This is a genomic window from Streptomyces sp. NPDC058579 (assembly GCF_042718575.1).
Lineage (GTDB): Bacteria > Actinomycetota > Actinomycetes > Streptomycetales > Streptomycetaceae > Streptomyces.
Genome location: NZ_JBHXPI010000003.1, coordinates 293340 through 317118 on the forward strand (window position 1 = coordinate 293340; position 23779 = coordinate 317118).

The 23779-nt window shown below is 71.5% G+C and carries 23 protein-coding genes; 19 read left to right on the top strand and 4 right to left on the bottom strand.

Annotated elements, in window-relative coordinates; genetic code table 11:
- Window position 1 precedes the first annotated feature (1 nt).
- From ACFWRO_RS06570 to ACFWRO_RS06595, 6 genes are all read left to right on the top strand, one after another.
- Entirely contained in the window at window positions 2-1300 is a 1299-nt protein-coding gene (locus ACFWRO_RS06570) for an AAA family ATPase (RefSeq protein WP_384505150.1), read from the top strand.
- A complete protein-coding gene (locus tag ACFWRO_RS06575) occupies window positions 1297-2361 on the top strand; it encodes a tetratricopeptide repeat protein (RefSeq protein WP_384505153.1) in 1065 nt (354 codons plus the stop codon). The genes ACFWRO_RS06570 and ACFWRO_RS06575 overlap by 4 nt, the downstream gene beginning before the upstream one ends.
- Window positions 2361-3443 (top strand): tetratricopeptide repeat protein, encoded by a 1083-nt coding sequence (locus ACFWRO_RS06580; RefSeq protein WP_384505156.1) that lies wholly within the window; start codon window positions 2361-2363, stop codon window positions 3441-3443. The genes ACFWRO_RS06575 and ACFWRO_RS06580 overlap by 1 nt, the downstream gene beginning before the upstream one ends.
- Window positions 3444-3516: 73 nt before the next feature.
- Window positions 3517-3876 (top strand): histidine triad nucleotide-binding protein, encoded by a 360-nt coding sequence (locus ACFWRO_RS06585; protein WP_361969069.1) that lies wholly within the window; start codon window positions 3517-3519, stop codon window positions 3874-3876.
- A gap of 3 nt (window positions 3877-3879) precedes the next feature.
- The gene (locus ACFWRO_RS06590) at window positions 3880-4782 is read left to right on the top strand and encodes a ribonuclease Z (RefSeq protein WP_384505158.1); all 903 of its coding nucleotides are present in this window, start codon (window positions 3880-3882) and stop codon (window positions 4780-4782) included.
- Between the two features lie 10 nt (window positions 4783-4792).
- A complete protein-coding gene (locus ACFWRO_RS06595) occupies window positions 4793-5794 on the top strand; it encodes an adenosine deaminase (protein ID WP_384505161.1) in 1002 nt (333 codons plus the stop codon).
- A gap of 160 nt (window positions 5795-5954) precedes the next feature.
- Here ACFWRO_RS06595 and ACFWRO_RS06600 read toward each other — a convergent pair whose 3' ends face one another.
- On the bottom strand, window positions 5955-7289 hold the full coding sequence (locus tag ACFWRO_RS06600; protein WP_384505164.1) for an MFS transporter: 1335 nt from the start codon (window positions 7287-7289) through the stop codon (window positions 5955-5957).
- Window positions 7290-7586: 297 nt separating this feature from the next.
- On the opposite strand from ACFWRO_RS06600, the gene ACFWRO_RS06605 reads away from it, so the two are divergent.
- The 5 genes from ACFWRO_RS06605 to ACFWRO_RS06625 all read left to right on the top strand — a co-directional run bounded on the left by ACFWRO_RS06605 (window position 7587) and on the right by ACFWRO_RS06625 (window position 12075).
- The gene (locus ACFWRO_RS06605) at window positions 7587-8702 is read left to right on the top strand and encodes a carbohydrate kinase family protein (protein ID WP_384505167.1); all 1116 of its coding nucleotides are present in this window, start codon (window positions 7587-7589) and stop codon (window positions 8700-8702) included.
- A gap of 161 nt (window positions 8703-8863) precedes the next feature.
- On the top strand, window positions 8864-9889 hold the full coding sequence (locus ACFWRO_RS06610; RefSeq protein ID WP_384505170.1) for a PhoH family protein: 1026 nt from the start codon (window positions 8864-8866) through the stop codon (window positions 9887-9889).
- 9 nt (window positions 9890-9898) lie between these two features.
- Window positions 9899-10402 (top strand): rRNA maturation RNase YbeY, encoded by a 504-nt coding sequence (ybeY, locus tag ACFWRO_RS06615; RefSeq protein ID WP_384505173.1) that lies wholly within the window; start codon window positions 9899-9901, stop codon window positions 10400-10402.
- A gap of 19 nt (window positions 10403-10421) precedes the next feature.
- The gene (locus ACFWRO_RS06620) at window positions 10422-11732 is read left to right on the top strand and encodes a hemolysin family protein (protein ID WP_384505176.1); all 1311 of its coding nucleotides are present in this window, start codon (window positions 10422-10424) and stop codon (window positions 11730-11732) included.
- Window positions 11722-12075 carry an MmcQ/YjbR family DNA-binding protein gene (locus ACFWRO_RS06625; protein ID WP_384505179.1) on the top strand — a complete coding sequence of 118 codons (354 nt, stop codon included), beginning with the start codon at window positions 11722-11724 and terminating at the stop codon, window positions 12073-12075. Before ACFWRO_RS06620 ends, ACFWRO_RS06625 begins: the two co-directional genes overlap by 11 nt.
- Window positions 12076-12302: 227 nt before the next feature.
- Here ACFWRO_RS06625 and ACFWRO_RS06630 read toward each other — a convergent pair whose 3' ends face one another.
- The gene (locus tag ACFWRO_RS06630) at window positions 12303-13709 is read right to left on the bottom strand and encodes an MFS transporter (RefSeq protein WP_384505182.1); all 1407 of its coding nucleotides are present in this window, start codon (window positions 13707-13709) and stop codon (window positions 12303-12305) included.
- A 159-nt stretch (window positions 13710-13868) separates the two neighbouring features.
- Here ACFWRO_RS06630 and ACFWRO_RS06635 point away from each other — a divergent pair, with 159 nt between their 5' ends.
- The 7 genes from ACFWRO_RS06635 to era all read left to right on the top strand — a co-directional run bounded on the left by ACFWRO_RS06635 (window position 13869) and on the right by era (window position 20208).
- The gene (locus ACFWRO_RS06635) at window positions 13869-14690 is read left to right on the top strand and encodes a helix-turn-helix transcriptional regulator (protein WP_384505447.1); all 822 of its coding nucleotides are present in this window, start codon (window positions 13869-13871) and stop codon (window positions 14688-14690) included.
- 133 nt (window positions 14691-14823) lie between these two features.
- Window positions 14824-15552 (top strand): hypothetical protein, encoded by a 729-nt coding sequence (locus ACFWRO_RS06640; protein WP_384505184.1) that lies wholly within the window; start codon window positions 14824-14826, stop codon window positions 15550-15552.
- Window positions 15553-15579: 27 nt separating this feature from the next.
- Window positions 15580-15942: a cytidine deaminase gene (locus ACFWRO_RS06645; RefSeq protein ID WP_384505186.1), complete on the top strand. Its 363-nt coding sequence runs from the start codon at window positions 15580-15582 to the stop codon at window positions 15940-15942.
- 202 nt (window positions 15943-16144) lie between these two features.
- Window positions 16145-16627, top strand: coding sequence for a hypothetical protein (locus tag ACFWRO_RS06650; protein ID WP_384505189.1), 483 nt, complete (start codon window positions 16145-16147; stop codon window positions 16625-16627).
- Between the two features lie 219 nt (window positions 16628-16846).
- On the top strand, window positions 16847-18190 hold the full coding sequence (locus tag ACFWRO_RS06655; protein ID WP_384505191.1) for a beta-xylosidase: 1344 nt from the start codon (window positions 16847-16849) through the stop codon (window positions 18188-18190).
- Window positions 18191-18262: 72 nt separating this feature from the next.
- Complete coding sequence (locus ACFWRO_RS06660) at window positions 18263-19228, top strand: WxL protein peptidoglycan domain-containing protein (protein ID WP_384505194.1); 966 nt, start codon at window positions 18263-18265, stop codon at window positions 19226-19228.
- Between the two features lie 29 nt (window positions 19229-19257).
- Window positions 19258-20208 (top strand): GTPase Era, encoded by a 951-nt coding sequence (gene era, locus ACFWRO_RS06665; RefSeq protein WP_384505197.1) that lies wholly within the window; start codon window positions 19258-19260, stop codon window positions 20206-20208.
- Window positions 20209-20232: 24 nt separating this feature from the next.
- On the opposite strand, the gene ACFWRO_RS06670 is transcribed toward era, so the two are convergent.
- Both ACFWRO_RS06670 and ACFWRO_RS06675 read right to left on the bottom strand, forming a co-directional pair.
- Window positions 20233-20502, bottom strand: a complete 270-nt coding sequence (locus ACFWRO_RS06670) for a protealysin inhibitor emfourin (RefSeq protein WP_384505199.1) — start codon at window positions 20500-20502, stop codon at window positions 20233-20235.
- 12 nt (window positions 20503-20514) lie between these two features.
- Window positions 20515-21561, bottom strand: a complete 1047-nt coding sequence (locus tag ACFWRO_RS06675) for a M4 family metallopeptidase (RefSeq protein WP_384505202.1) — start codon at window positions 21559-21561, stop codon at window positions 20515-20517.
- A 332-nt stretch (window positions 21562-21893) separates the two neighbouring features.
- Here ACFWRO_RS06675 and leuA point away from each other — a divergent pair, with 332 nt between their 5' ends.
- Complete coding sequence (gene leuA, locus ACFWRO_RS06680) at window positions 21894-23660, top strand: 2-isopropylmalate synthase (protein ID WP_384505204.1); 1767 nt, start codon at window positions 21894-21896, stop codon at window positions 23658-23660.
- Window positions 23661-23779: the final 119 nt, after the last annotated feature.

Here is a 23779-nt window from a genome sequence, read left to right on the forward strand (position 1 = left end):
CATGTCCGACGAGTCACCCCTGATCCGTAGCCTGCGCGCCGCCGTCTCCGCCGCACCGGAAGACGTGCCCCTGCGGCTCCACTTCGCCGAACTGCTCCTCGCGGAGGGGCGGGGCGACGAGGCCGTCTCGGAGGCGGCCGTCGCACTCCAGCACGCGCCCGGGGACGAGGCGGCCCGTGCTCTGATGGTCCGCGCGATGGGGCTGCCCGCCCCCGTGCAGCCAGAGATCCCCGCCGCCGCGCCCGCCACCGAGCAGGGAACCCCCGGCTTCGACTGGGTCGCCGCCGAGGAGGAGGTCGGGGACCTCGTCGGGCCGCGGTTCGTGACCGGAACCGACAACGGGGAGGTCGGCGAGGTCGGCGAGGTCGAAGCGCCCCTCACCGCCGACGGCAGTGGTGACCCCGGTGACGCCTCCGCCTGGGACGTCGACGTTCCCGGTGGCGTACGGCTCGCCGACGTCGGTGGCATGCAGGAGGTCAAGGACCGACTGGAGGCCGCCTTCCTCGCGCCCATGCGCAACCCCGAACTCCGCAAGCTGTACGGCAAGTCGCTCCGCGGCGGCCTGCTCCTCTACGGTCCGCCCGGCTGCGGCAAGACGTTCATCGCCCGGGCCGTCGCCGGCGAGCTCGGCGCGAGCTTCATGTCGGTCTCGCTCTCCGACATCCTCGACATGTACATCGGCACGTCCGAGAAGAACGTCCACGACATCTTCGAGACCGCCCGCGCCCAGGCCCCCTGCGTCGTCTTCCTCGACGAGCTGGACGCCCTCGGCGCCAAGCGCTCGCGCACTCACCACAGCGGGCTTCGCAACGTCGTCAACCAGCTCCTCACCGAGCTCGACGGCATCGACGGCGCCGAGAACGAGGGCGTGTTCGTGCTCGCCGCGACCAACGTCCCCTGGGACGTGGACCTCGCGCTGCGCCGCCCCGGCCGGCTCGACCGCACGCTGCTCGTGCTGCCGCCCGACGCCCCGGCGCGCGAGGCGATCCTCCGCTACCACCTGCGCGAGCGGCCCATCGAGTCCGTCGACCTCGGCAAGCTCGTCAAGGCCACCGAGGACTTCTCCGGCGCGGACCTCGCCCATGTCTGCGAGAGCGCCGCCGAGTTCGCGCTCCTCGACTCCGCCCGTACCGGCACCGTACGCATGATCGACATGAAGGACCTGCTGGCCGCGGCGAAGCAGATCAGGCCGTCCAGCGAATCCTGGTTCGCCTCCGCGCGCAACGTGGCGATGTTCGCCAACGACGGCGGGATGTACGACGACCTGGTCGCCTACCTGAAGAAGAAGCGCAAGCTGTGAGCGGGACCGCGGTGCATCCGCACGTCGAACAGGCCGAAGAGCTCTACGGCATGAAGCGGTACGAGCAGGGTCTGACCCTCGTCGACCGGCGTCTCGCCGAGGCCCCCGACGACCACCTCGCGTGGGCCGCACGGGCCCGGTGCCTCTCCGGTCTCGACCGGGACGCGGAGGCGCTCGACGCCGCCGAGGAGGCGCTGAAGCTCGAACCCGAGTTCGCCGACGGGCACTTCATGCGCGGATTCGCCCTGCGCTCCCTGCGCCGCCTGCCCGAGGCCGACCTCGCGCAGCGCGAGGCGATCCGCCTCGCGCCGTACCGCTGGGGCCCGCGTACCCAGCGCGCCGAGATGCTGATCTTCATCGGGACGTACGAGGAGGCGTTCCAGGAGGCCCAGGAGGCGGTACGGCTCGGTCCGGACGAGGTCTCCACGTGGCACACCATGTACAAGGTCGCCGCGTTCAACCAACGCCCCGACCTCGTGCAGGAGTCCGTACGGCAGCTCCTGCGCATCGATCCGACCGACAACCTCGCCGTCTCCGACACCACCTGGCACGAGGCCAACAAGCCCGGCACCTCCGCCGAGCGGGTCGCCGACCTCTACGCGGGCGCGCTGGCCGTCGCCCCCGACTCCGAGTCCCTCCGCAGCGACCTCGACAGGGCCGTCTACCGGCTGCTCCGCGGCACCCGCTGGCTCGCGCTGATCTGCCTGGTCATGGCGGGTGTCGTCGTCGACGTCTTCCCGACCGACGGCGAGGACGCGAAGGAACTCCCGGTCCACCTCGGCACCCGGCTCTGGGCGCTCGCGCTGATGGCGGCCGTGTGGGGCTTCGGCGCCCTGCGCCGCTACCGGCGCATGCGCACCGGCGCTCAGATGTCCGTACGCGCCCTCGTCCGGCGGCTCTTCTGGCCGCGCGTCGTCCTCGGTCAGGCCGTCCTGGCCACGCTCTGCGCCCTGCTGATCGTCCTCGTGCCGTGGACCGACCGGACGATCCCCCAGGTCCTGTTCTGGCTCGGACTCGTACCGAACCTGCTCAGCATCACCCACGACCGGGACAAGGTCTGATGGGCCCCACCCTCGACCGGGCGGACGCGCTCTTCGACGTCGGTCGGTACGAGCAGGCCGCCGCCCTCGTCGCCCAGCACCTGGCCACCGACCCGGACGACGCCGCCGCGCTCGTCCTCCTGGCCCGCTGCCAGCACCGCCTCGGCCGGGAGCGGGAGGCGCTCGACACCGTCGAGCAAGCCCTGCGCGCCGAACCCGACGCACTGCCGGGCTGGTTGATGCGCACCCACATCCTGCTCGCGCTCAAGCGGTACGAGGAAGCCGAGCGGGCCGCCCGGCACTCCGTCGAACTGGCCCCGCAGTACTGGGGCAGCCACTACGCCCTCGGCACCGTCCTCGACCGGTCCGTCCGCACGGAACGCCGGCGCGAGGCGTACACAGCGGCCCGTACCGCCGTCGCGCTCGCGCCCGAGGAGAGCGACGCGCATTTCCTCGTCGGCCTCACCGCCCAGCGCACCGGCAACCACGACATCGCCAAGCAGGCCTACGAGACGGCTCTGCGCCTCGACCCGGAGAGCAGCGAGGCGCACAACAACCTCTCCCTGCTGCACCTGCGCCGCCGCTGGTTCCGGCGCGGGGCGTGGACCAAGGCGGCTGAGGGCTTCGTCGAGTCCGCCGCGCTCGACATGAACGACCGGCAGGCCCGCTACAACCTGGAGACCATGGCCTGGGGCACGGTGGCGGGCGCCCGCTGGGTGGCCCTGCTGGGCTTCCTGGCGTCAAGCCTCGCGTCCCTCGGCACCGGACCGGTGAACGACGAGGACCTCGTCACGTACGGGGTCGGCGCGGCCGTCCTTGTCGGTGGCTGGGCCGGCTGGGCGGTGTGGAACATCCGGCGGATACCGCCCCGGCTGCGCCGCCCGCTGCTGCTCGTGGCGCGCAACTGCCGGCCCGTGCTCGCGATGGCGGCCGCGGTCGGACTGCTCGGCCTCCACTCGGCGCTGTCGATGGCGCTGTGGACGCTGGAGCCGCCCGTCATCGGGTCGCTCGGCTTCCCGCTCTTCTGGGTCGTGATCATCACCTACTGGGTGAGCCGCTCCGCCCTGCAGCGCCGCGCGCCCAAGCCCGAGCGCGGCCGGTGACCCGAGCGCTCGCGGTGGCGTGGCCGATACGATGCCCGAGTAGCTGATCACCGAAGGCGAGGAGGCCCGGGCCATGACCGGAGAGCCGCAGAGCGACTGCCTGTTCTGCAAGATCGCGGACGGGGAGGTTCCGGCAACGATCGTGCGCGAGACGGAGACGACGCTCGCCTTCCGGGACATCAACCCGCAGGCGCCCACGCACGTGCTCGTCATCCCGCGCCTCCACTACCCCGACGCCGCCAGCCTGGCCGCCGCCGCGCCGACGGTCGCCGCGGACATGCTGCGCGAGGCCGGTGAGGTCGCCGCCCAGGAGAAGATCGACGGCAGCGGCTTCCGGATCGTCCTCAACACCGGGGCGGGCGCGGGCCAGACCGTCTTCCACGCCCACGCGCACGTCCTCGGCGGCCGCGGCCTCAACTGGCCCCCCGGATAAGCCGTGTCCGTACGCGAACTCGTCGTGCTCGGGACCGCCAGTCAGGTCCCGACCCGGCACCGTAACCACAACGGGTACCTGCTGCGCTGGGACGGGCAGGGCATCCTGTTCGACCCGGGCGAGGGCACCCAGCGCCAGATGCTCCGGGCCGGGGTCGCCGCGCACGACATCGACCGGATCTGCGTCACGCACTTCCACGGCGACCACTCTCTGGGCCTGGCCGGCGTGATCCAGCGGATCAACCTCGACCAGGTCCCGCACCCGGTCACCGCGCACTACCCGGCGAGCGGGCAGCACTTCTTCGAGCGGCTGCGGTACGCGACGGCCTACCGCGAGACCGTGCAACTGGCGGAGGCCCCGGTCGCCGCCGACGGCCCCCTCGCCGTCACGGACTCGTACACCCTCGACGCGTACAAGCTCTCGCACCCGGTCGAGTCGTACGGCTACCGGCTCACCGAGCCCGACGGGCGCCGCATCCTGCCCGAGCGGCTCGCCGCGCACGGCATCAAGGGCCCGGACGTCGGCCGGATCCAGCGGGACGGCGTCCTGAACGGCGTGACGCTGGAGTCGGTCAGTGAGGTCCGGCGCGGGCAGCGGTTCGCCTTCGTCATGGACACCCGGCTCTGCGACGGCGTGCACGCGCTCGCCGCGGGCGCCGACATGCTGGTCGTCGAGTCGACCTTCCTTGACGAGGACGTCCAGCTCGCCGTCGACCACGGCCATCTGACGGCCGGCCAGGCCGCCGCGGTCGCGCGGGACGCGGGGGTGCGGCACCTCGTCCTGACGCACTTCTCGCAGCGGTACGGCGATCCCGCGGAGTTCGAACGGCAGGCGCGGGCGGCCGGGTTCGACGGCGAGCTGAGCATTGCCCAGGACCTGATGAGGGTCCCCCTCCCGAAGAGATAGACGAACCACCATGCCTCTCCCCAAGGCCGAACTCCACCTCCACATCGAAGGCACCCTCGAACCCGAGCTGGCGTTCGCGCTCGCCGCGCGCAACGGCGTCGAGCTGCCGTACGCGGACACCGAGGCGCTGCGCGAGGCGTACCGCTTCAGTGACCTGCAGTCCTTCCTGGACCTGTACTACGAGCTGATGGGGGTCCTGCACACGACGCGGGACTTCACCGAGCTGGCCGACGCGTATCTGGCGCGGGCGGCGGCGCAGGGCGTGCGGCACGCCGAGATCTTCTTCGACCCGCAGGCGCACACGGCACGTGGCGTGCCGATCGGGACGGTGGTGGAGGGCCTGGCCGCCGCGCTCGACCTGGCCGAGGAGCGGCACGGCGTCTCGACCCGGCTGATCATGTGCTTCCTGCGGGACGAGTCCGCCGAGTCGGCGATGGCGACGCTGGAGGCCGCGAAGCCGTACCTGCACCGGATCACCGGTGTCGGCCTGGACTCGGCGGAGGTCGGCCACCCGCCGTCGAAGTTCCGCGAGGTGTACGCGGCGGCCGACGCGCTCGGCCTGCGCAAGGTCGCCCACGCGGGCGAGGAGGGCCCACCGGAGTACATCCGCGAGGCCCTGGACGTCCTGGGCGTGGAGCGCGTCGACCACGGGCTGCGCTGCATGGAGGACCCGGAATTGGTGGCTCGTCTGGTGCGGGAGCGGGTGCCGCTGACGTTGTGCCCGTTGTCGAATGTGCGGCTGCGGGCGATCGACGTGCTGGAGGATCATCCGCTGCCGGCGATGCTGGCGGCGGGTCTGGTCGCGACGGTGAACTCCGACGACCCGGCGTACTTCGGGGGGTACGTGGGGGACAACTTCGAGGCGGTTCGGGGGGCGTTGGGGTTGCGGCGGGAGCAGTTGCGGGTGTTGGCGCGGAATTCGTTCGAGGCGGCGTTCTTGGACGACGAGGAGGGGCGGCGGGCTCGGTACTTGGCGGAGGTCGAGGCGTACGAGTTCCCTGCGGGGGAGTAGGAGCGGGGGTGGGTGCGCGTGGGCCGGTGCGGGTGGGGGCGCCTGCGGCGGGCTCCTTCCCCACCCCGCCCCTTCCCGAACCGGGGCTCCGCCCCGGACCCCGCGCCTCAAACGCCGGCGGGGCTGAATTTTCCGCCGGCGAGGCTGGATTTTCGCCTGGTCAGCCCCGGTCGCTCGGGCGGGCCAGGCGGAAGGACTGGCGGGTGGCCTTGGGGGTCGCGGAGACCGGGATCTCCGTGACCGGCTGTTCCGGGGCGCCCATCTGGGGGACCAGGCCCGGTGTCGAGCCCGTCGTTCCCGCCAGGACCGCCGCCGCCGCGCCGCCTCGGCGGCGGATGGAGCCGGGGACCAGGGGGCGGCCGGAGGTGTGGAGGGCGACCGCCGTCATCGGGGCCGCCGCCAGGAGGAGCAGGGCGCACAGGAGTAGGCCCATGCCCGGGTAGCCGAGCTGTTCGGACAGGACGCTGCCGGTGACCGGGCCGCAGGCGACGCCCAGCGAGGACGCCGAGCCCACGAGCACCGCCCACCGCCCGCGCGGGTCCAGGGACGCGGCGAGGCCGAGCAGGTACGACAGGACGACCGGGTAGAAGACGTTCCAGAGGACCTCGCCGGCCGCGAACGCCGGCAGGCTCTCCGCACCCGAGCTCACCAGCACGCAGACCGCGATGATCGCCGTGCCCGCCCCGATCGGCGCGGCCCGGCCCAGGCGGGAGCCGAGCGCCCCCGCCGCCGTGACGCCCGCGAGCCCGGCCCCCAGGGCCACCGCGAAGACGGCGCCGACGGTGACCTCGCTCAGCCCGGCCTGGGTGAGCCCGATCCGGCCGCTCACGCCCCAGAGGGCGTTCTGGGCCATGGACCAGCACAGGATCGCGATGGCGAGGACGAGGCCCGAGCGGCGGTGGGGGAGCGGGGTTCCCTCCGCCCTGGCCGGAGTCGGGGTCGGCGAGGGGCGAGGGGCGCCACCGTCGCCAAGACCGGCCGTCAGCGGCCAGACCAGCGCCGCCGCCAGCGCGATCGACGCGAACGGCAGCCCATGGCCGCTGCCCAGGTGGGGAAGCGTGAGGTAGAGCGCGCCGGCCGTCGCCGAGACCGTGAGCAGGCCCAGCGTGGAGGCCCGGTGCGGGTCCCGTTGGGCGGCGATCCCTGCGGCGGCCACCGCCAGGGCCGTACCGGAGCCGAAGCCGCCCAGGACCGCGCCGCCGACCACCAGCGGCACGCTCGTGGTCAGCGCCGCCGATCCGTAGCCGAGGCACATCGCGCCGAGGCCGATCCGGGCCGCGCGGCGCGGCCCGAGCCGTTCCACGCGGGCGGCCAGCGTGAAGCCGGCCGAGGCGGAGGCGAGGAGGAGGACCGAGCCGACCAGGCCCGCCTGGGCCGGGCTGAGGCCGAGCCCGGCGGAGAGTCTGCCGACGACGGTCGGGAGGAGGTACGGGGCGAGATAACCGGCGGTGAACAGGGCCACGAGGGGCCCCAGGGCACGCGGGCGCGACGACATGGGCGTTCCAGGAACGGCGGGGCAAGGGAGGGGGAGCGCCCGGTGTGCGCACGGGAATCCTTGACTGCGGGATCCGACGGCAACGGGGTCGCGGGGACATTCGTATCAAGTGACCGTGGGCCCCGAGAAGCCCGATGAGGAAGGAAAGTCCCCATTCCATTTGTGATCTGGGTCACTATTGGGTTTGGGGGGTGAAGTGCCGGGTAGTCGATGTCGGTTTTCCGTCCCGCGTCACCCCGGTCACCCCGCCCCCATCAGGCACACTGGCCTGATCGGCACCACGGACGGGAGCAGGCCGTGACCACAGCACGAGGAGACCAGCAACACGACGCGGGCGTCGACCCGTTGGTGCGCCTGCGCGAGCCCACCGACCCCGCCTGCGACGTCTTCCTCACCGGCACGGTCTTCCTCGACATCATCTTCACCGGCCTCGACAGCGCCCCCGTGCGCGGCACCGAGTCCTGGGCCAGGGGCATGGGATCCAGCCCCGGCGGCGTCGCCAACATGGCCACCGCCCTCGCCCGCCTCGGTCTGCGCACCTCGCTCGCCGCCGCCTTCGGGGACGACCACTACGGCGAGTACTGCTGGGACGCCCTGGAGCAGGGCGAGGGCATCGACCTCTCGCTCTCCCGGACCGTCCCCGGCTGGCACTCCCCGGTGACCGTCTCCATGGCGTACGAGGGCGAGCGCACGATGGTCTCCCACGGCCACGAGGCCCCGCCCCTCGACGGCGCCCTGCCCGCCTACCCGCCGCACGCCCGGGCCGCCGTCGCCTCGCTCGTGCCCGGCCGGTCCGAGGAGTGGGTCGCCCAGGCCGCGCGGGGCGGCGCGAAGGTCTTCGCCGACGTCGGCTGGGACGACACCGGCCGCTGGGACCTGCGCGGCCTGACCGACCTGGAGCACTGCGAGGCCTTCCTGCCCAACGCCCAGGAGGCCATGCGCTACACCCGTACCGACTGCCCCAGAGCCGCCGCCCGGGCGCTCGCCGACAAGGTCCGCTACGCCGTGGTCACCCTGGGTGCGGAGGGCGCGTACGCGGTCGACGGGGCCACCGGCGAGACCGCCGAGGTGCCCGCGATCGCGGTCTCCGCCCTCGACCCGACCGGCGCCGGGGACGTCTTCGTGGCCGGCTTCGTCACCGGCACGCTCGCGGACTGGCCGCTCGCCGACCGGCTCGCCTTCGCCGGGCTCATCGCCGCGCTCTCCGTCCAGGAGTTCGGCGGCTCGCTCTCCGCCCCCGGCTGGGGCGAGGTCGCCGCCTGGTGGGAGCACGTCCAGGAGCACGTCTGCCAGGACCCGGAGGCCCTGCGCGCCCGCTACGCCTTCCTCGAACGCATGCTCCCGGCCGCCACCCGCCCCTGGCCCCTGCGCCGGGCCGTCCCGACCATCGGGTTCCGCGCCGCCCCGTCGTGAGCCGTCCTCCCGTAGCCGTAAGCCGTCCTCCCGGCAGCCGCGCTCGCGCCTCGTAAAAGCCCTCGGCCTTGTCGGTGCCAAGTCGTAGGCTTGGTATCCAGAGGTTGTCGAGCAGCGAGAACCCTGCAACGGGAGGTATGTGCAGGCCACAGTGCCGGCCCATGACTCAGACACCCACAGCCCCCAACGGCGCGCCGGGCGAGACCCGCGCCTACTTCACCGTCCCCGCCAAGCATCCGATGGTGACCGTTCTCGGTTCCGGTGACGCACTCCTCCGTGTGATCGAGGCGGCGTTCCCGAAGGCCGACATCCATGTCCGGGGCAACCAGGTCAGCGCAGTGGGAGAGGCGGCGGAAGTCGCCCTCATCCAGCGCCTGTTCGACGAGATGATGCTGGTGCTCCGCACCGGACAGCCGATGACGGAGGACGCAGTGGAACGCTCGATCGCCATGCTCAGGGCGAGCGAGAACGGCAAGGCGGACGCAGGCCAGGAGACCCCGGCCGAGGTGCTCACGCAGAACATCCTCTCCAGCCGCGGTCGCACCATCCGCCCCAAGACCCTCAACCAGAAGCGGTACGTCGACGCGATCGACAAGCACACGATCGTCTTCGGCATCGGCCCCGCGGGCACCGGTAAGACGTACCTGGCCATGGCCAAGGCGGTCCAGGCCCTGCAGTCCAAGCAGGTCACCCGGATCATCCTGACCCGGCCGGCCGTCGAGGCGGGTGAGCGGCTCGGCTTCCTGCCCGGCACGCTCTACGAGAAGATCGACCCGTACCTGCGGCCGCTCTACGACGCCCTGCACGACATGCTCGACCCCGACTCGATCCCGAAGCTGATGGCCTCGGGCACGATCGAGGTCGCGCCGCTGGCGTACATGCGAGGCCGGACGCTCAACGACGCGTTCATCATCCTCGACGAGGCGCAGAACACGAACCCCGAGCAGATGAAGATGTTCCTCACCCGCCTCGGCTTCGAATCCAAGATCGTCATCACCGGTGACGTCACCCAGGTCGACCTGCCCCGCGGCACCCACAGCGGTCTCCGTCAGGTCAGGGACATCCTGGACGGCGTCCCGGACGTCCACTTCTCGACGCTCACCTCCCAGGATGTCGTCCGGCACCGGCTCGTCGGCCGTATCGTCGACGCGTACGAGCAGTACGACAGCCGCAACGGGAAGCAGTAGAAGAGCACCATGTCGATCGACGTCAACAACGAGTCCGGAACCGAGGTCGACGAGCAGGCGATCCTCGACATCGCCCGCTACGCGCTCGCGCGGATGCGCATCCACCCGCTCTCCGAGCTCTCGATCATCGTCATCGACGCGGAGGCGATGGAGCAGCTCCACATCCAGTGGATGGACCTCCCGGGCCCGACGGACGTCATGTCCTTCCCGATGGACGAACTGCGTCCGCCGGCGAAGGACGACGACAACGCGGAACCCCCGCAGGGGCTCCTCGGCGACATCGTGCTCTGCCCCGAGGTCGCCACCCAGCAGGGCAAGGACGCGCCGACGCAGCACTCCATGGACGAGGAGCTCCAGCTCCTGACCGTCCACGGAGTGCTGCACCTGCTCGGCTACGACCACGAGGAGCCGGACGAGAAGGCCGAGATGTTCGGCCTCCAGGCGGCCATCGTCGACGGCTGGCGCGCGGAGAAGGGCCACACCGGCCCCTCGCCGGCGCCCACCGTCTCCTGACCCGGGGATCGGGCCCCCGATGAACGCATCGCTCATCCTCGGAGCGGTCGCGCTGGTGATCGTCGCCTGGCTCGCCGCCTGCGCCGAGGCCGGCATCGCCCGCGTCTCCAGCTTCCGCGCCGCCGAGGCCGTACGGTCCGGGCGGCGCGGCGCCGAGAAGCTCGCGCAGGTCGCCGCCGACCCGACCCGCTACCTCAACGTGGCACTGCTCGTCCGGGTCGCCTGCGAGATGGCGGCCGGGGTCCTCGTCACGTACGCGTGCCTGGAGGAGTTCCCCGAGACCTGGGAGGCCCTGCTCGTCGCCATGGCGGTGATGGTGCTCGTCTCGTACGTCGCCGTCGGCGTCTCGCCGCGCACCATCGGCCGCCAGCACCCGCTGAACACGGCGACCGCCTCCGCGTACGTCCTGCTGCCGCTGGCCCGGATCATGGGCCCGATCCCGCAGCTGCTCATCCTGATCGGCAACGCGCTCACCCCCGGCAAAGGCTTCCGCAAGGGCCCCTTCGCCTCCGAGGCCGAGCTGCGGGCCATGGTCGACCTGGCCGAGCAGGAGTCGCTGATCGAGGACGACGAGCGCCGGATGGTGCACTCCGTCTTCGAGCTCGGCGACACGCTCGTACGGGAGGTCATGGTGCCGCGCACCGATCTCGTCTGCATCGAGCGGTACAAGACCGTGCGTCAGGCCCTCACCCTCGCGCTGCGCTCCGGCTTCTCCCGGATCCCGGTGACCGGCGAGAACGAGGACGACATCGTCGGCATGGTGTATCTGAAGGACCTGGTCCGCAAGACGCACGTCAACCGCGACTCCGAGTCCGACCTCGTGTCGACGGCGATGCGGCCGGCCACCTTCGTGCCGGACACCAAGAACGCGGGCGACCTGCTGCGCGAGATGCAGCAGGAGCGCAACCACGTCGCCGTCGTCATCGACGAGTACGGCGGCACGGCCGGGATCGTCACCATCGAGGACATCCTGGAGGAGATCGTCGGCGAGATCACCGACGAGTACGACCGTGAGCTGCCGCCCGTCCAGGAGCTGGGCGGGGACAGCTACCGCGTCACCGCCCGCCTCGACATCGGCGACCTCGGCGAGCTGTACGGCTTCGGCCCGGACGAGTTCGACGACGAGGACGTGGAGACCGTCGGCGGCCTGCTCGCCAAGGCGCTCGGCCGGGTGCCGATCGCCGGGGCCAAGGCGGTCGTGGAGCTGCCCGACGGGCGCTCGCTGCGGATGACCGCCGAGTCCCCGGCGGGCCGCCGGAACAAGATCGTGACGGTGCTCGTGGAGCCCGTACGGGCCGACCCGGAAGGGACGACGAGGGATGACGCCTGACCAGCTGCGCGCCTTCTGCCTGGAGTTCAACGACGCGACGGAGGAGTTCCCCTTCGGGCCCGACACCTCCGTCTTCAAGGTCGGCGGGAAGTTGTTCGCGCTGTCCTGGCTCGACGGCCGGCCGCTGCGGATCAACCTCAAGTGCGAGCCGGAGGAGGCGGTCCGGCTCCGCGAGGAGTACCCGGCGGTGGCCCCCGGCTACCACATGAACAAGCGGCACTGGAACACGGTGACCGTCGGCGGACTCCCGGACCGCATGGTCCGGGAGCTCGTCGAGGACTCCTACGACCTGGTGGTCGCGGGCCTGCCGAAGGCGGTACGGCTCCGGCTCGACCGGCCCTGACACCCTAGGGGGTGTCTCGCCGATCATGCCGGGCTCGCGGCGTCTGGCACCGCTCCCCCAAGCTCTTCGAGCAGGGGGCACCCCCAGCCGCGTTGTCGTCGGTTGCCAACTCCCCCGTAGCCCTTCGGGCACGGGAGGTGCCCCCACCGCGTTGACGCCCTCCTCCGCCTTGCGATGCACGGCACCAGACGCCGCTCCCTGATCCGGCCTGATCGACGAGACACCGCCTAGGCGCGCTTCCGCAGGCCCACGGCGAGCAGCAGGGCCGCCGCGACCACGATCGCCGCGTCGATCGCGAGGACCGTGCGCACCCCGTCGTACAGGCTCGGGCCGGTCGTCGCGAGGACGCCGAGCAGCGGGATGCCGACGGTGAGGCCGACCTGCTGGGTCGTCGTCACCAGGCCGGTCGCCAGGCCCTGCTCCTCGTCCGGGACGCCGGAGGTGACGGTCACGCCGTACGAGATGATCGCGGCCAGGTGGAACATGCTGGCCAGCGAGACGCCGACCGTCGCGAACACCGCGCCCGACTCCGAGCCGAGGCCGAGGAGCGTCGCCACGAACACGCCCTGGCCGAACAGGGCGACCACCAGCGTGCGGCGGGCGCCGAACCGGCCGATGATCTTCGAGGCGAGCGAACCGGCGAGCACCGACAGGACGCCCTGCACGCCGAAGACCAGGCCGGTGCCGAAGGCCGAGAGGCCCAGGGTCTCCTGGAGGTACAGCGTCAGCACGAAGACGACCGTGGACATCATCGAGAACGTCACGAGCCCGCCCAGGTTGCCGAAGGCCACCGTCCGGCGACGCAGCATCGGCAGCGAGACCAACGGGGACTCGTGCCGGGACTCGACCGCCACGAAGGCCACGAGCAGCAGCACCCCGCCCACCAGCGTGACCAGGACGTCCGTACCGCCGAAGCCGCGCTCGGCCGCCGTCGACAGGGCGTAGATCACGGCGAGCAGCCCGCCGGTCACGGTCACCGCGCCCGGCACGTCGAGGCGCGGCCGCTCGGCGGTCCGCGACTCGCGCAGCACACCGGGGGCGAGCGGCAGCACGATCAGGCTGAACAGCGCGAGCAGCCCCATCGTCGAGCGCCAGCCCAGGGTGTCGGTCATGACCCCGCCGAGCACCATGCCGATGGTGAAGCCGAGGGACATCAGCGTCCCGGAGATGCCGAGCGCCCGGGCCCGCTGCGGGCCCTCGGGGAAGGTCGTCGTCAGCAGGGACATGCCGGTCGGCACGATCGCCGCCGCGCCCAGGCCCTGGAGGGCCCGCCCGGCGAGGAAGGAGGCCGGGTCCCAGGCGAAGGTCGCGAGCAGTGAGGCCGCGCCGAAGAGCGCGAGACCCCCGAGGAACAGCTTCTTGCGCCCGAACAGGTCGCCGATCCGCCCGAAGAGCAGCAGGAACCCGCCGGACGGCAGGGCGAAGGCGGTCACCGCCCACTGGAGCGCGGACGGGCTCATGCCGAGGTCGGCGCCGAGGACGGGCAGCGCCACGTTCAGGACGGAGAAGTCGAGCGCCACCATGAACTGGGCGGCGCACAGCACGAAGAGGACGAGCCGGGCGCGGCCGTTCAGAGCGGGCGGGGCCTGCGGGGCGGGGGTCGGGGTGGTCGGTGAGTCGAGGGTTGTTGCCATGGACACCACCCTCGGTGCCAGGGAACAACCGTGGGGAGCGGGAACTTATCCTGTTGGTCGCACCACCAGGCATCCAGGGGGAGGAAGCTAACCGTGGCCACAGCGGTCGAGAACGATGCCGGCAAGGCACACCGACTGGGCGAACTGCGCGAGTTCCTGATGAGCCGTCGGGCCCGGGTCACCCCGGCCGAGGCGGGACTCCCGGACGGCGGCGCCCGCCGCCGCACGCCGGGCCTGCGCCGCGAGGAGGTCGCCGTCCTCGCTGGCGTCGGCGTCTCCTGGTACCAGTGGCTGGAGCAGGGCCGCGACATCACGGTCTCCTCGCAGGTCCTCGACGCGGTCGCCCGAGTGCTGCGGCTCAGCCCGGCCGAGCGGCGCCATCTGTACGTCCTCGCCGCCCTCAACCCGCCCGCGCCCGAGGTCGATCCGGCGGCGCGGGACATGTGCGCGGGCCTTCGCCGGCTGATCGAGGCGTGGATGCCGTTCCCGGCGCACATCATGGACGTGTACTGGAACGCGATCATGTACAACGAGTCGGCGTCGGTGGTCCTCGGCATGCGGCCGGAGACCTCGCAGAACTGCCTGATCTCCTTCTTCACCGACCCGCTCTACCGCTCCCGCGCCGCCGACTGGGAGCGCCTCGCGCCGCAGGTCGTCGCCCAGTTCCGGGCCGCCTGCTCGGAGTGCCCGGACGACGACGGCTTCCGCGAGGTGGTGGAGGAGGCGAAGGCGGCGAGCGCGGAGTTCACGGCGCTCTGGGAGCGCCGTGACATCTCCCCTGGCGGCCAGCTCCGCAAGCGGATCGAGCACCCGATCGTCGGCGAACTCCTCATGGAGGCCACGCAGTTGCGGGTGCCGGCCCGCCCCGACCTGACGATCGTCATGCACACCCCGCTGCCGCTCGCGGACACCGAGGCGAAGCTGACCTGGCTGGTCTCCCCGGAGGGCAGGCGCGGGGCGATGTACCCGATCGCGGGCTGAGCGACGCGGACGGGGCGCGCCCCTGCGCACAGGAACGTCCCGGCCGCCGGATATTCTCCTGGCGTTCCGGCCGTACGTCCCCCTACCGGTGTCGGTCGTACCGTTCCGCTCGCACCCACAAGGGGCTCCAATCATGCGTACGCGCATCCGCCACGGTCTGGCCGCGGCCCTCACCGTCTCCGCTCTCGCCTTCGTCGCCGCGTGCGGTGGCGGCGAGGCCCAGGACGACACCAAGAAGGACGCGTCCGCCGACAAGCCGGCCGCCTCGCAGACGACGTCGGCCGCCCCGGCCGCCGCCACGCCGCTGACGGCCGCGCAGATGAAGGCCGGCGTCCTGGAGCTGAAGGACCTGCCGTCGGCCTGGAGGGCCGTCAAGGCCGAGAAGGGCCCGAGGCTCACCAAGGTCGACAAGGCCGAGTGTCTGCCGATCGGGGGCCTGTTCGCGGACAAACTGTCCGGCGCGACGCTCGGTGCCTCGGGCGACTTCGAGCATGGCGCAGGCACCACGCTCAACCAGGAGGTCCTGACATTCGCGGGCACCGGTGCCACCGACTTCGTCACGAAGCTGGGCGGCGCCCTGGAGAGCTGCACCGGATTCGGCGCCACGGCGGAGGACATGAAGGTGCAGGCCACCGTCGAGAAGCTCACCGCGCCGCAGGGGGCCGAGGAGGCCCACGCCCTGCGGGTGAAGCTGAGCATCCCCGACTTCGATTATGCGACAGAGGTGAACCTGCTGGTAGCCCGCCAGGGCACCGGTGTGATCCGGCTGGCGCACGACCCGGCCGCCGCCTCCGGCCGCAAGGAATTCGACGCGCTCGCCAAGATCGCCACCGACAAGTTCGTCAAGGGCGCCAAGAGCTGATCCCGCCCGCCGACCTATCCTCGGTCCATGACACTTCAGCCCGACCACGGCGACCTCGGCGCCGAGGACCTCAAGATCATCACGCTGGCGCGCAGCGCCCGCGCCCGTAACGGTGTGCCCGAGGGGGCGGCGGTACGGGACGAGACCGGCCGCACGTACGTGGCCGGGACCGTGGCCCTGGAGTCGCTCAAGCTGAGCGCGCTCCAGACGGCCGTGGCGATGGCCGTGGCCAGCGGGGCCCAGTCCCTGGAGGCCGCGGCCGTCGTCTCGACCGCCGACGCCGCCTCGGACGAGGACCGCGCGGCGGTACGCGACCTCGGCGGGCCGGACACCCCGGTGCTGCTCGCCGGGCCCGACGGGCAGCTGCGCGCGGCGGTCACGGCGGGCTGAGGCAGTTCCACAGCTGAACAGAAGGGGGCCTGGCAGCGTGCCGGGCCCCCTTTGTGTGTTTGTGAAGAATCAACGAAACGTCTCTTGTCTTCCTCGGCCCGTTGCGCATCAATGGCAGCGGTCGGTCCGACGGACCGTCAGATTCACGCCTTCACGCAGCGTCCGCACCCCTGCGTGCTTCATCGGGAAGGGGTACGACCACATGAGAGGCATCAGCAGAGGCGGGTTAGGCATCGGCGCGGTCCTCGCGGGCGCGCTCGCCGCGACCGCTCTCGCCTTCGCCCCGGCGGCCGGCGCGGTGACGCCGGGCACCGCCACCGCCACGTACGACTGCGGGATCTGGGGCGGCGGGCTCGCCACCCTCCAGGCCACGCAGAGCGGCACCGCCGCGACGATCACCCTCACCTCGGCCGTCAAGACGCCGGTCGCGGTCGGCGCCGACACCATCAACGCCCAGCTCACGATGGCCAAGGGCGGTGGCGGCACCCGTGTGTTCAGCGGCCAGAAGAACCCGGCGCTGGCGGCGCAGCAGTCCGTCACCATCGGTCCCCTCAACGGGACGGTGGCCATCGGTGACAGTCTCAACTCGTACTTCGCCGGCACCGCGCTGACGATGACGATCTTCGGTGTCACCGTGAACTGCGACGCGGTCACCTCGCAGTCGCCCGGCCCGTTCGTGTTCTAGCGCGACCTGCTCCTCCGTTCCTTCACCGGCGTCGCCACAGGCGGCGCCGGTACCTGTGCTGCGCCCGTCCCGACCCTCCCGTGGTACCCCCTGTGACCAGGTGAAACGTCGATCTTGACAGTATCTGATGGGTCATCAGTCGGTGCATTTCGATTCCATTGACTTCTCCTGGCCCGCAGCCGTCAATGGCGCCCTCTCATCCCTCAGGAGGGGGCACACATGGCACTTTCGCCCACCCGGACCCGGACCCGAAGACGGCGCTGGACCGCCGCTCTCGGGGCCACGGCCCTCGTGTTCGCAGCGGGCGGCGCGCTGGCGTCTCCGGCCGGCGCGTTGGGGACCGCGTCGCAGGAGGTGGAATTCCCCACCCGCTGCGTTCCGCCGCCGATCGCCGGCATCCCGCCCATCGAGGGCATCACGAAGGCCCAGATCACGGTCGACAAGGCCACGCCCAAGGTCGGCGACACCGTCACGGTGACGTACACGATCACCAAGCCGGCCGCCTCGAACCCCGTGGACCTGGCCCTGCCCGCCGACATCATGACCCCGACCGGCAAGGTCACCCTCGGCGGCGCCCAGTCCGGCGCGGTCACCGTGGCCGGGCCGAAGAAGAACCCGCCGGTCCCCGGCAAAGGCACGTTCCCGTCGTTCTCGATGACCGGTACGTTCACGGTCACCGCGCCCGGCTCGATCACGCTCTCGCCCGGTGACTACAACATCCACACCAGCTACATCATGGAGCTGGACACCCCCTGTTCGGTCCTCAACCCGCCCGCGCCCGTCTCCGAGACGGTCGTCGCGAGCGCGCAGCCGGGCGCCAACGAGCGGAACGTCTCGCTCGGCGCGGCCTCCGGCGCACCCGGCGTCCGGGTCACCGTGACCGGCGCCAAGTTCACCCCGCTCGCCGAGGTCACCGTCGTCGGCCGGGCCGGCGGGGCGGAGACCGCCGACAAGATGACCGTCACGACCGACAGCGAGGGCGGCTTCGTCGCCCGCCTGAAGGTCAACGACAAGGCGACCACAGGGATCGTGGCGTACGAGGGGGCGGCCTGGGACCCGGAGAAGGGCGCAGGACCGGCCGCGTACACCGTCATCGACGACACCCCGCAGCCGCCGAACAGCCAGAAGCTCACGGCCGCGGTCACGGCGGGCGAACTGTCGATGACCCAGGCCGGTGACGCCGTCCAGCTGTCGTCCGTCGACTTCGGTCAGGGCGGCGCGGCGACCGGCGACCTGAAGACGGTGACGGTCAAGGACTTCCGCGGCGGCCCCGCGGGCTGGTCCCTGACCGGCAAGGTCACCGACTTCACCGGGCCCGGCGGCTCCATCGGCGCCGGCGCGCTCAGCTGGACCCCGGCCTGCACCACCAAGGCCGGCAGCCCGAGCACCTGCGTACCCGGCTCGGCCGGCGCGGTCGGCAGCGGCGGGGCGACCCTCGCCTCGACGCCGAACGGCACGCTCACCGGCGGCGAGTTCACCGTCGACGCCAAGGTCTCCCTCGACGTCCCGGCGTTCACCGCGCCCGGTGCGTACGCGGGCGTCCTGACGCTCACGCTCAGCTGATCCGCAGTACGCACACAGCGGGCCGGGCGCGCACCCGGTCGGCCCGCTCCGAGCCACAGGGGGTTCCGCACCGTGCGCAGCAAGCTGTACGTCTTCCTCCTCGCGGCGGCGCTCACGCTGATCGGCGTGGCGGTGGCCCCGGCCGCCCGGGCCGCCGAGAACGGCGAGTGGGCGGTCTACCCGGCCGCATCCGAGCTCGGCAGCCGGCCGTACTTCTACCTCTCCGCCGACCCCGGCACGACCGTGAAGGACCAGGTCACCGTCGCCAACAAGACCGGGGCCCCACTGACCTTCCGGCTCTACGGAGCCGACGCGTACAACACCGAGCGCGACGGCGGCTTCGCCGTCCGCACCAGCCAGGAGAAGCAGACCGGCGCCGGAGCCTGGATCAAACCCGAGCGCGCCCGCGTGACCGTCCCGCCCCGCTCCAAGGTCACCGTGCCGTACACCCTGACCGTCCCCGAGGACGCCGAGCCCGGCGACCACCCCGGCGCCGTCGTCGCTCTCGACGAGCGGATCGAGGCGGGCAGCGGCTCGGTCGCCGTCGGTGTCCAGCGCGCGGTCGGGGCCCGGGTCTACCTCCGGGTCAACGGCCCGACCGTCCCGGCCCTCGCCGTCGAGGACGTCACCCTCGACCAGGACCGGCCGCTCGTCCCCGGCGCGGGTTCGTCCACCGCCGTCATCTCGTACACGCTCCACAACCGCGGCAACGTGACCCTCAATCCCAAGGTGGCCCTGCGCGCCGAGGGCGTCTTCGGGCGCACCCTGCTCGCCCGCGACCTGGCGAAGATCCCCTCCGAGCTGCTGCCCCGGCAGAAGATCCGGCTGACCGAGCGGTGGACGGGTTCGCCGCAGTTCGACTGGGGCGAGGTGACGCTCACGGCCACCGCGAAGGACGTACGGGAGTCCGGCCGGGCCTCCTTCCTCGCGCTGCCGTGGCTGGCCGCCGGGGTGGTGCTCGTCGGGGGAGTCGTGGCCCTGATCGCGCTCCGCGCACGGCGGGTCCAGGCGGGCCGAGCGGGCTCCGCCGGGCACTGAGGTACGTGAGGGGGCCGGGATCGGGGACAATGGCCCCCATGAGCGCTCGTAACCAAGAATCCGAAGCCGTCCACCGGGCCGGCTTCGCCTGCTTCGTCGGCCGCCCCAACGCGGGCAAGTCCACCCTCACGAACGCTCTGGTCGGCCAGAAGGTGGCGATCACCTCCAACCGGCCCCAGACCACCCGGCACACCGTCCGCGGCATCGTGCACCGCCCGGAGGCGCAGCTGATCCTGGTGGACACGCCCGGTCTCCACAAGCCGCGCACGCTCCTGGGCGAGCGGCTGAACGACATCGTGCGCACCACCTGGGCCGAGGTCGACGTGATCGGCTTCTGCCTGCCCGCCGACCAGAAGCTCGGCCCCGGCGACCGCTTCATCGCCAAGGAGCTGGCCGGGATCAAGAAGACCCCGAAGGTCGCGATCGTCACCAAGACCGACCTGGTCGACTCCAAGACGCTCGCCGAGCAGCTCATCGCCGTCGACCAGCTCGCCAAGGAGCTGGGCTTCGAGTGGCGCGAGATCGTGCCGGTCTCGGCCGTCGGCGACAAGCAGGTCCAGCTGGTCGCCGACCTGCTGATCCCGCTCCTCCCGGAGTCCCCGCCGCTCTACCCGGAGGGCGACCTCACGGACGAGCCGGAGATGGTGATGGTCGCCGAGCTGATCCGCGAGGCCGCCCTCGAAGGCGTACGGGACGAGCTGCCGCACTCGATCGCGGTGGTGGTCGAGGAGATGATCCCCCGCGAGGACCGCCCGGCGGACAAGCCGCTGCTCGACATCCACGCGAACGTCTACATCGAGCGCCCCAGCCAGAAGGGCATCATCATCGGCCCGAAGGGCAGCCGCCTGAAGGAGGTCGGCATGAAGTCCCGCAAGCACATCGAGGCACTCCTCGGCACCCCGGTCTTCCTCGACCTCCACGTGAAGGTCGCCAAGGACTGGCAGCGCGACCCGAAGCAGCTGCGGAAGCTCGGCTTCTAGCCGTAAAGACCTAGCCGCAAAAGGCTAGGCGCCTTCCTTCAGGACCTTCTCGATCAGTGTCCGCTGCGACTCCGTCAGGCTGGGGTCGCAGCAACGCATTGTCTCGTCGTCGACCGTGATCTCGTACGAGAAGCCGTCCCGGACGCCCCGCGTGTCGCCGCCACCGTCGCCCTCCCGGACGACCGTGGCGGCCAGGGTGTGCCACTCCCCGGCGTCCGGTCGGCCGGAGGTGTTCACCTCGGCCGACCGTTCGATGCCCGCGAAACCGCCCGTGCGCCGCACTCGAATACGCATGGGGCAGGTCTATCAGTCCGTCGGTACGCCGACGGCCGACCAGGCCTTCAGGACGGCCTGGATCTCCGCCCCGTCGCCGTAGCGGGCCTTCGCCGCCGCGACCGTGGCCGTGGCGAACTCGGTGAAGCGGGTCTCGGGGGTGAGCGTGCCGCCGGTCATCACGTCGTACCAGATCTGGCCGGCCCGCTCCCAGGCCTTGCCGCCCAGTTCCGTGGCCGCCAGGTAGAAGGCGTGGTTCGGGATGCCGGAGTTGATGTGGACCCCGCCGTTGTCCCGGCTCGTGCGGACGTAGTCGTCCATGTGGCCCGGCTGCGGATCCTTGCCGAGGACGTCGTCGTCGTACGCCGTGCCGGGGGCCTTCATGGAGCGCAGCGCCGTCCCCTGGACGTTCGGGTGGAAGAGGCCCTCGCCGATCAGCCAGTCGGCCTGGTCGGCGTTCTGGCCGAGCCCGTACTGCTTCACCAGCGAGCCGAAGACGTCCGAGACGGACTCGTTCAGCGCGCCGGACTGGCTGAAGTACTCCAGGTTCGCCGTGTACTGCGTGAAGCCGTGCGCCAGCTCGTGGCCGATCACGTCCACCGGGAGCGTGAAGTCGAGGAAGATCTCGTCGTCGCCGTCGCCGAACACCATCTGCTCGCCGTTCCAGAACGCGTTGCCGTAGTTCCGGTCGTAGTGGACGGTCGCGAGGAGCGGCAGCCCCGCGCCGTCGATCGAGTCCCGCTGGAAGGCCTTCAGGAAGAGGTCGAAGGTGGCGCCGAGCCCCGCGTACGCGCGGTTGACGGTGGCGTCCCCGGTCGCCTCCCGGCCCTCCTCGCGGACCGCGACGCCCGGCAGCTCCGTGGCGCCCTGCGCGTCATAGACGGTCCGCCGGGGGCGGGCGGACTCGGCGCCCGGCGCCACGGCCGTGGGCGCTTCCGGAAGGGACAGCAGGCGGCCGGTCCGGTTGGCCGCGTCGGCGACCAGGGTGCGGCGGGCGGTCGCCGCGACGGCCGGGTTGTCGGACGCGGCCAGGTGCTCCAGGAGGTGCGGGGGCACGATCGTGCAGAAGACTGAGGTCATCCCAGCAATGTGGCACTGGGTCACGCCACTGTCACTAGAGGCGACCATGATCCGCGAAATGGAGTGATTCGTCACCTTTTCGTATTTTCGTTCTCGCCCGTCCCGCATACTGGACCGAGATGTCCGCGCTCGGCGGACCTCAGCTAGGCTGCGGCACATCATGCGTTTCGGGCTGCTTCTCCTTAGCTGCCGCGGCGAGGGCCTGTAGTCGTAGGCCGACCCCCTCCCCGCGGGACCTGGTGTTGCGTTCGACCAGTCGGCCTCCCCCAAGCTCTCGACTTCGCTCGAGCAGGGGGACCCCCACTCCCGCTGGACCCGAGGAGCCCAACGCAATGTCCCAGCCTGTCGGTCGCCCCACGCCCATCACCAACGCCACCCAGACGCAGAAGCCGTCCGGGATGCCGATCCACAAGTACGGCCGGTACGAGGCCGTGCACATCCCCGATCGGACCTGGCCCGAGCAGCGCGTCACCAAGGCCCCCCGCTGGCTGTCGACCGACCTGCGCGACGGCAACCAGGCCCTGATCGACCCGATGAGCCCCGCCCGCAAGCGCGCGATGTTCGACCTGCTGGTGCGCATGGGCTACAAGGAGATCGAGGTCGGATTCCCGTCCGCGAGTGACACCGACTTCGGCTTCGTGCGCTCCATCATCGAAGAGGGCGCGATCCCGGACGACGTCACCATCTCCGTACTGACCCAGGCCCGCGAGGACCTGATCGAGCGGACCGTGGAGTCCCTGGTCGGCGCCAAGCGCGCCACCGTCCACATGTACAACGCCACCGCGCCCACCTTCCGCCGGGTCGTCTTCCGCGGCTCGAAGGAGGACATCAAGCAGATCGCCGTCGACGGCACGCGGCTGGTCATGGAGTACGCGGACAAGCTGCTGGGCGACGAGACGGTCTTCGGCTACCAGTACAGCCCCGAGATCTTCACCGACACCGAGCTGGACTTCGCCCTGGAGGTCTGCGAGGCGGTCTGTGACGTCTGGCAGCCCGAGGAGGGCCGCGAGATCATCCTCAACCTGCCCGCCACCGTGGAGCGTTCGACGCCCTCCACGCACGCGGACCGGTTCGAGTGGATGTCCCGGAACCTGACCCGCCGCCCGTACATCTGCCTGTCCGTCCACCCCCACAACGACCGCGGTACGGCCGTGGCGGCGGCCGAGCTGGCCATCATGGCCGGCGCCGACCGCATCGAGGGCTGCCTGTTCGGGCAGGGCGAGCGCACCGGCAACGTCGACCTGGTGACGCTGGGCATGAACCTGTTCTCGCAGGGCGTCGACCCGCAGATCGACTTCTCGCAGATCGACGAGATCCGTCGCACCAGCGAGTACTGCAACCAGATGGAGGTCCACCCGCGCCACCCCTACGCGGGCGACCTGGTCTACACGTCCTTCTCCGGCTCCCACCAGGACGCCATCAAGAAGGGCTTCGACGCCATGGAGGCCGACGCGGCCGCCGCCGGCAAGACCGTGGACGAGATCGAGTGGGCGGTGCCGTACCTGCCCATCGACCCGAAGGACGTCGGCCGCTCCTACGAGGCCGTCATCCGGGTCAACTCGCAGTCCGGCAAGGGCGGTATCGCGTACGTCCTGAAGAACGACCACAAGCTGGACCTGCCGCGCCGGATGCAGATCGAGTTCTCGAAGATCATCCAGCAGAAGACGGACACCGAGGGCGGCGAGGTCACGCCGGCCGCGATCTGGTCGGTCTTCCAGGACGAGTACCTGCCGAACCCGGGCGACGCCGACGCTCGTTGGGGACGCATCCAGCTGCGCTCCGGCCAGACCACCTCCGACACCGACGGCACCGACACCCTGACCGTCGAGGCGGTCGTGGACGGCGTCGACACCGTCCTGAGCGGCTCCGGCAACGGTCCGATCTCCGCCTTCTTCGCCGCCCTGCAGGCGATCGGCGTGGACGCCCGACTGCTGGACTACCAGGAGCACACCATGAGCGAGGGCGCCTCCGCGCAGGCCGCCTCGTACATCGAGTGCGCCATCGACGGCCAGGTCCTGTGGGGCATCGGCATCGACGCCAACACCACGCGCGCCTCGCTGAAGGCCGTCATCTCGGCGGTCAACCGCTCCGCGCGCTGATCCGGACGATCGGCCGACCCGAACAGTCAAACTGTGACCTCGGTCACGCCTTCAGGTTGGCTTAAGGGAGAACCGTCGACGGTGCCCCAATTACCCGTATGTGCGGGTAGTTGACGCCA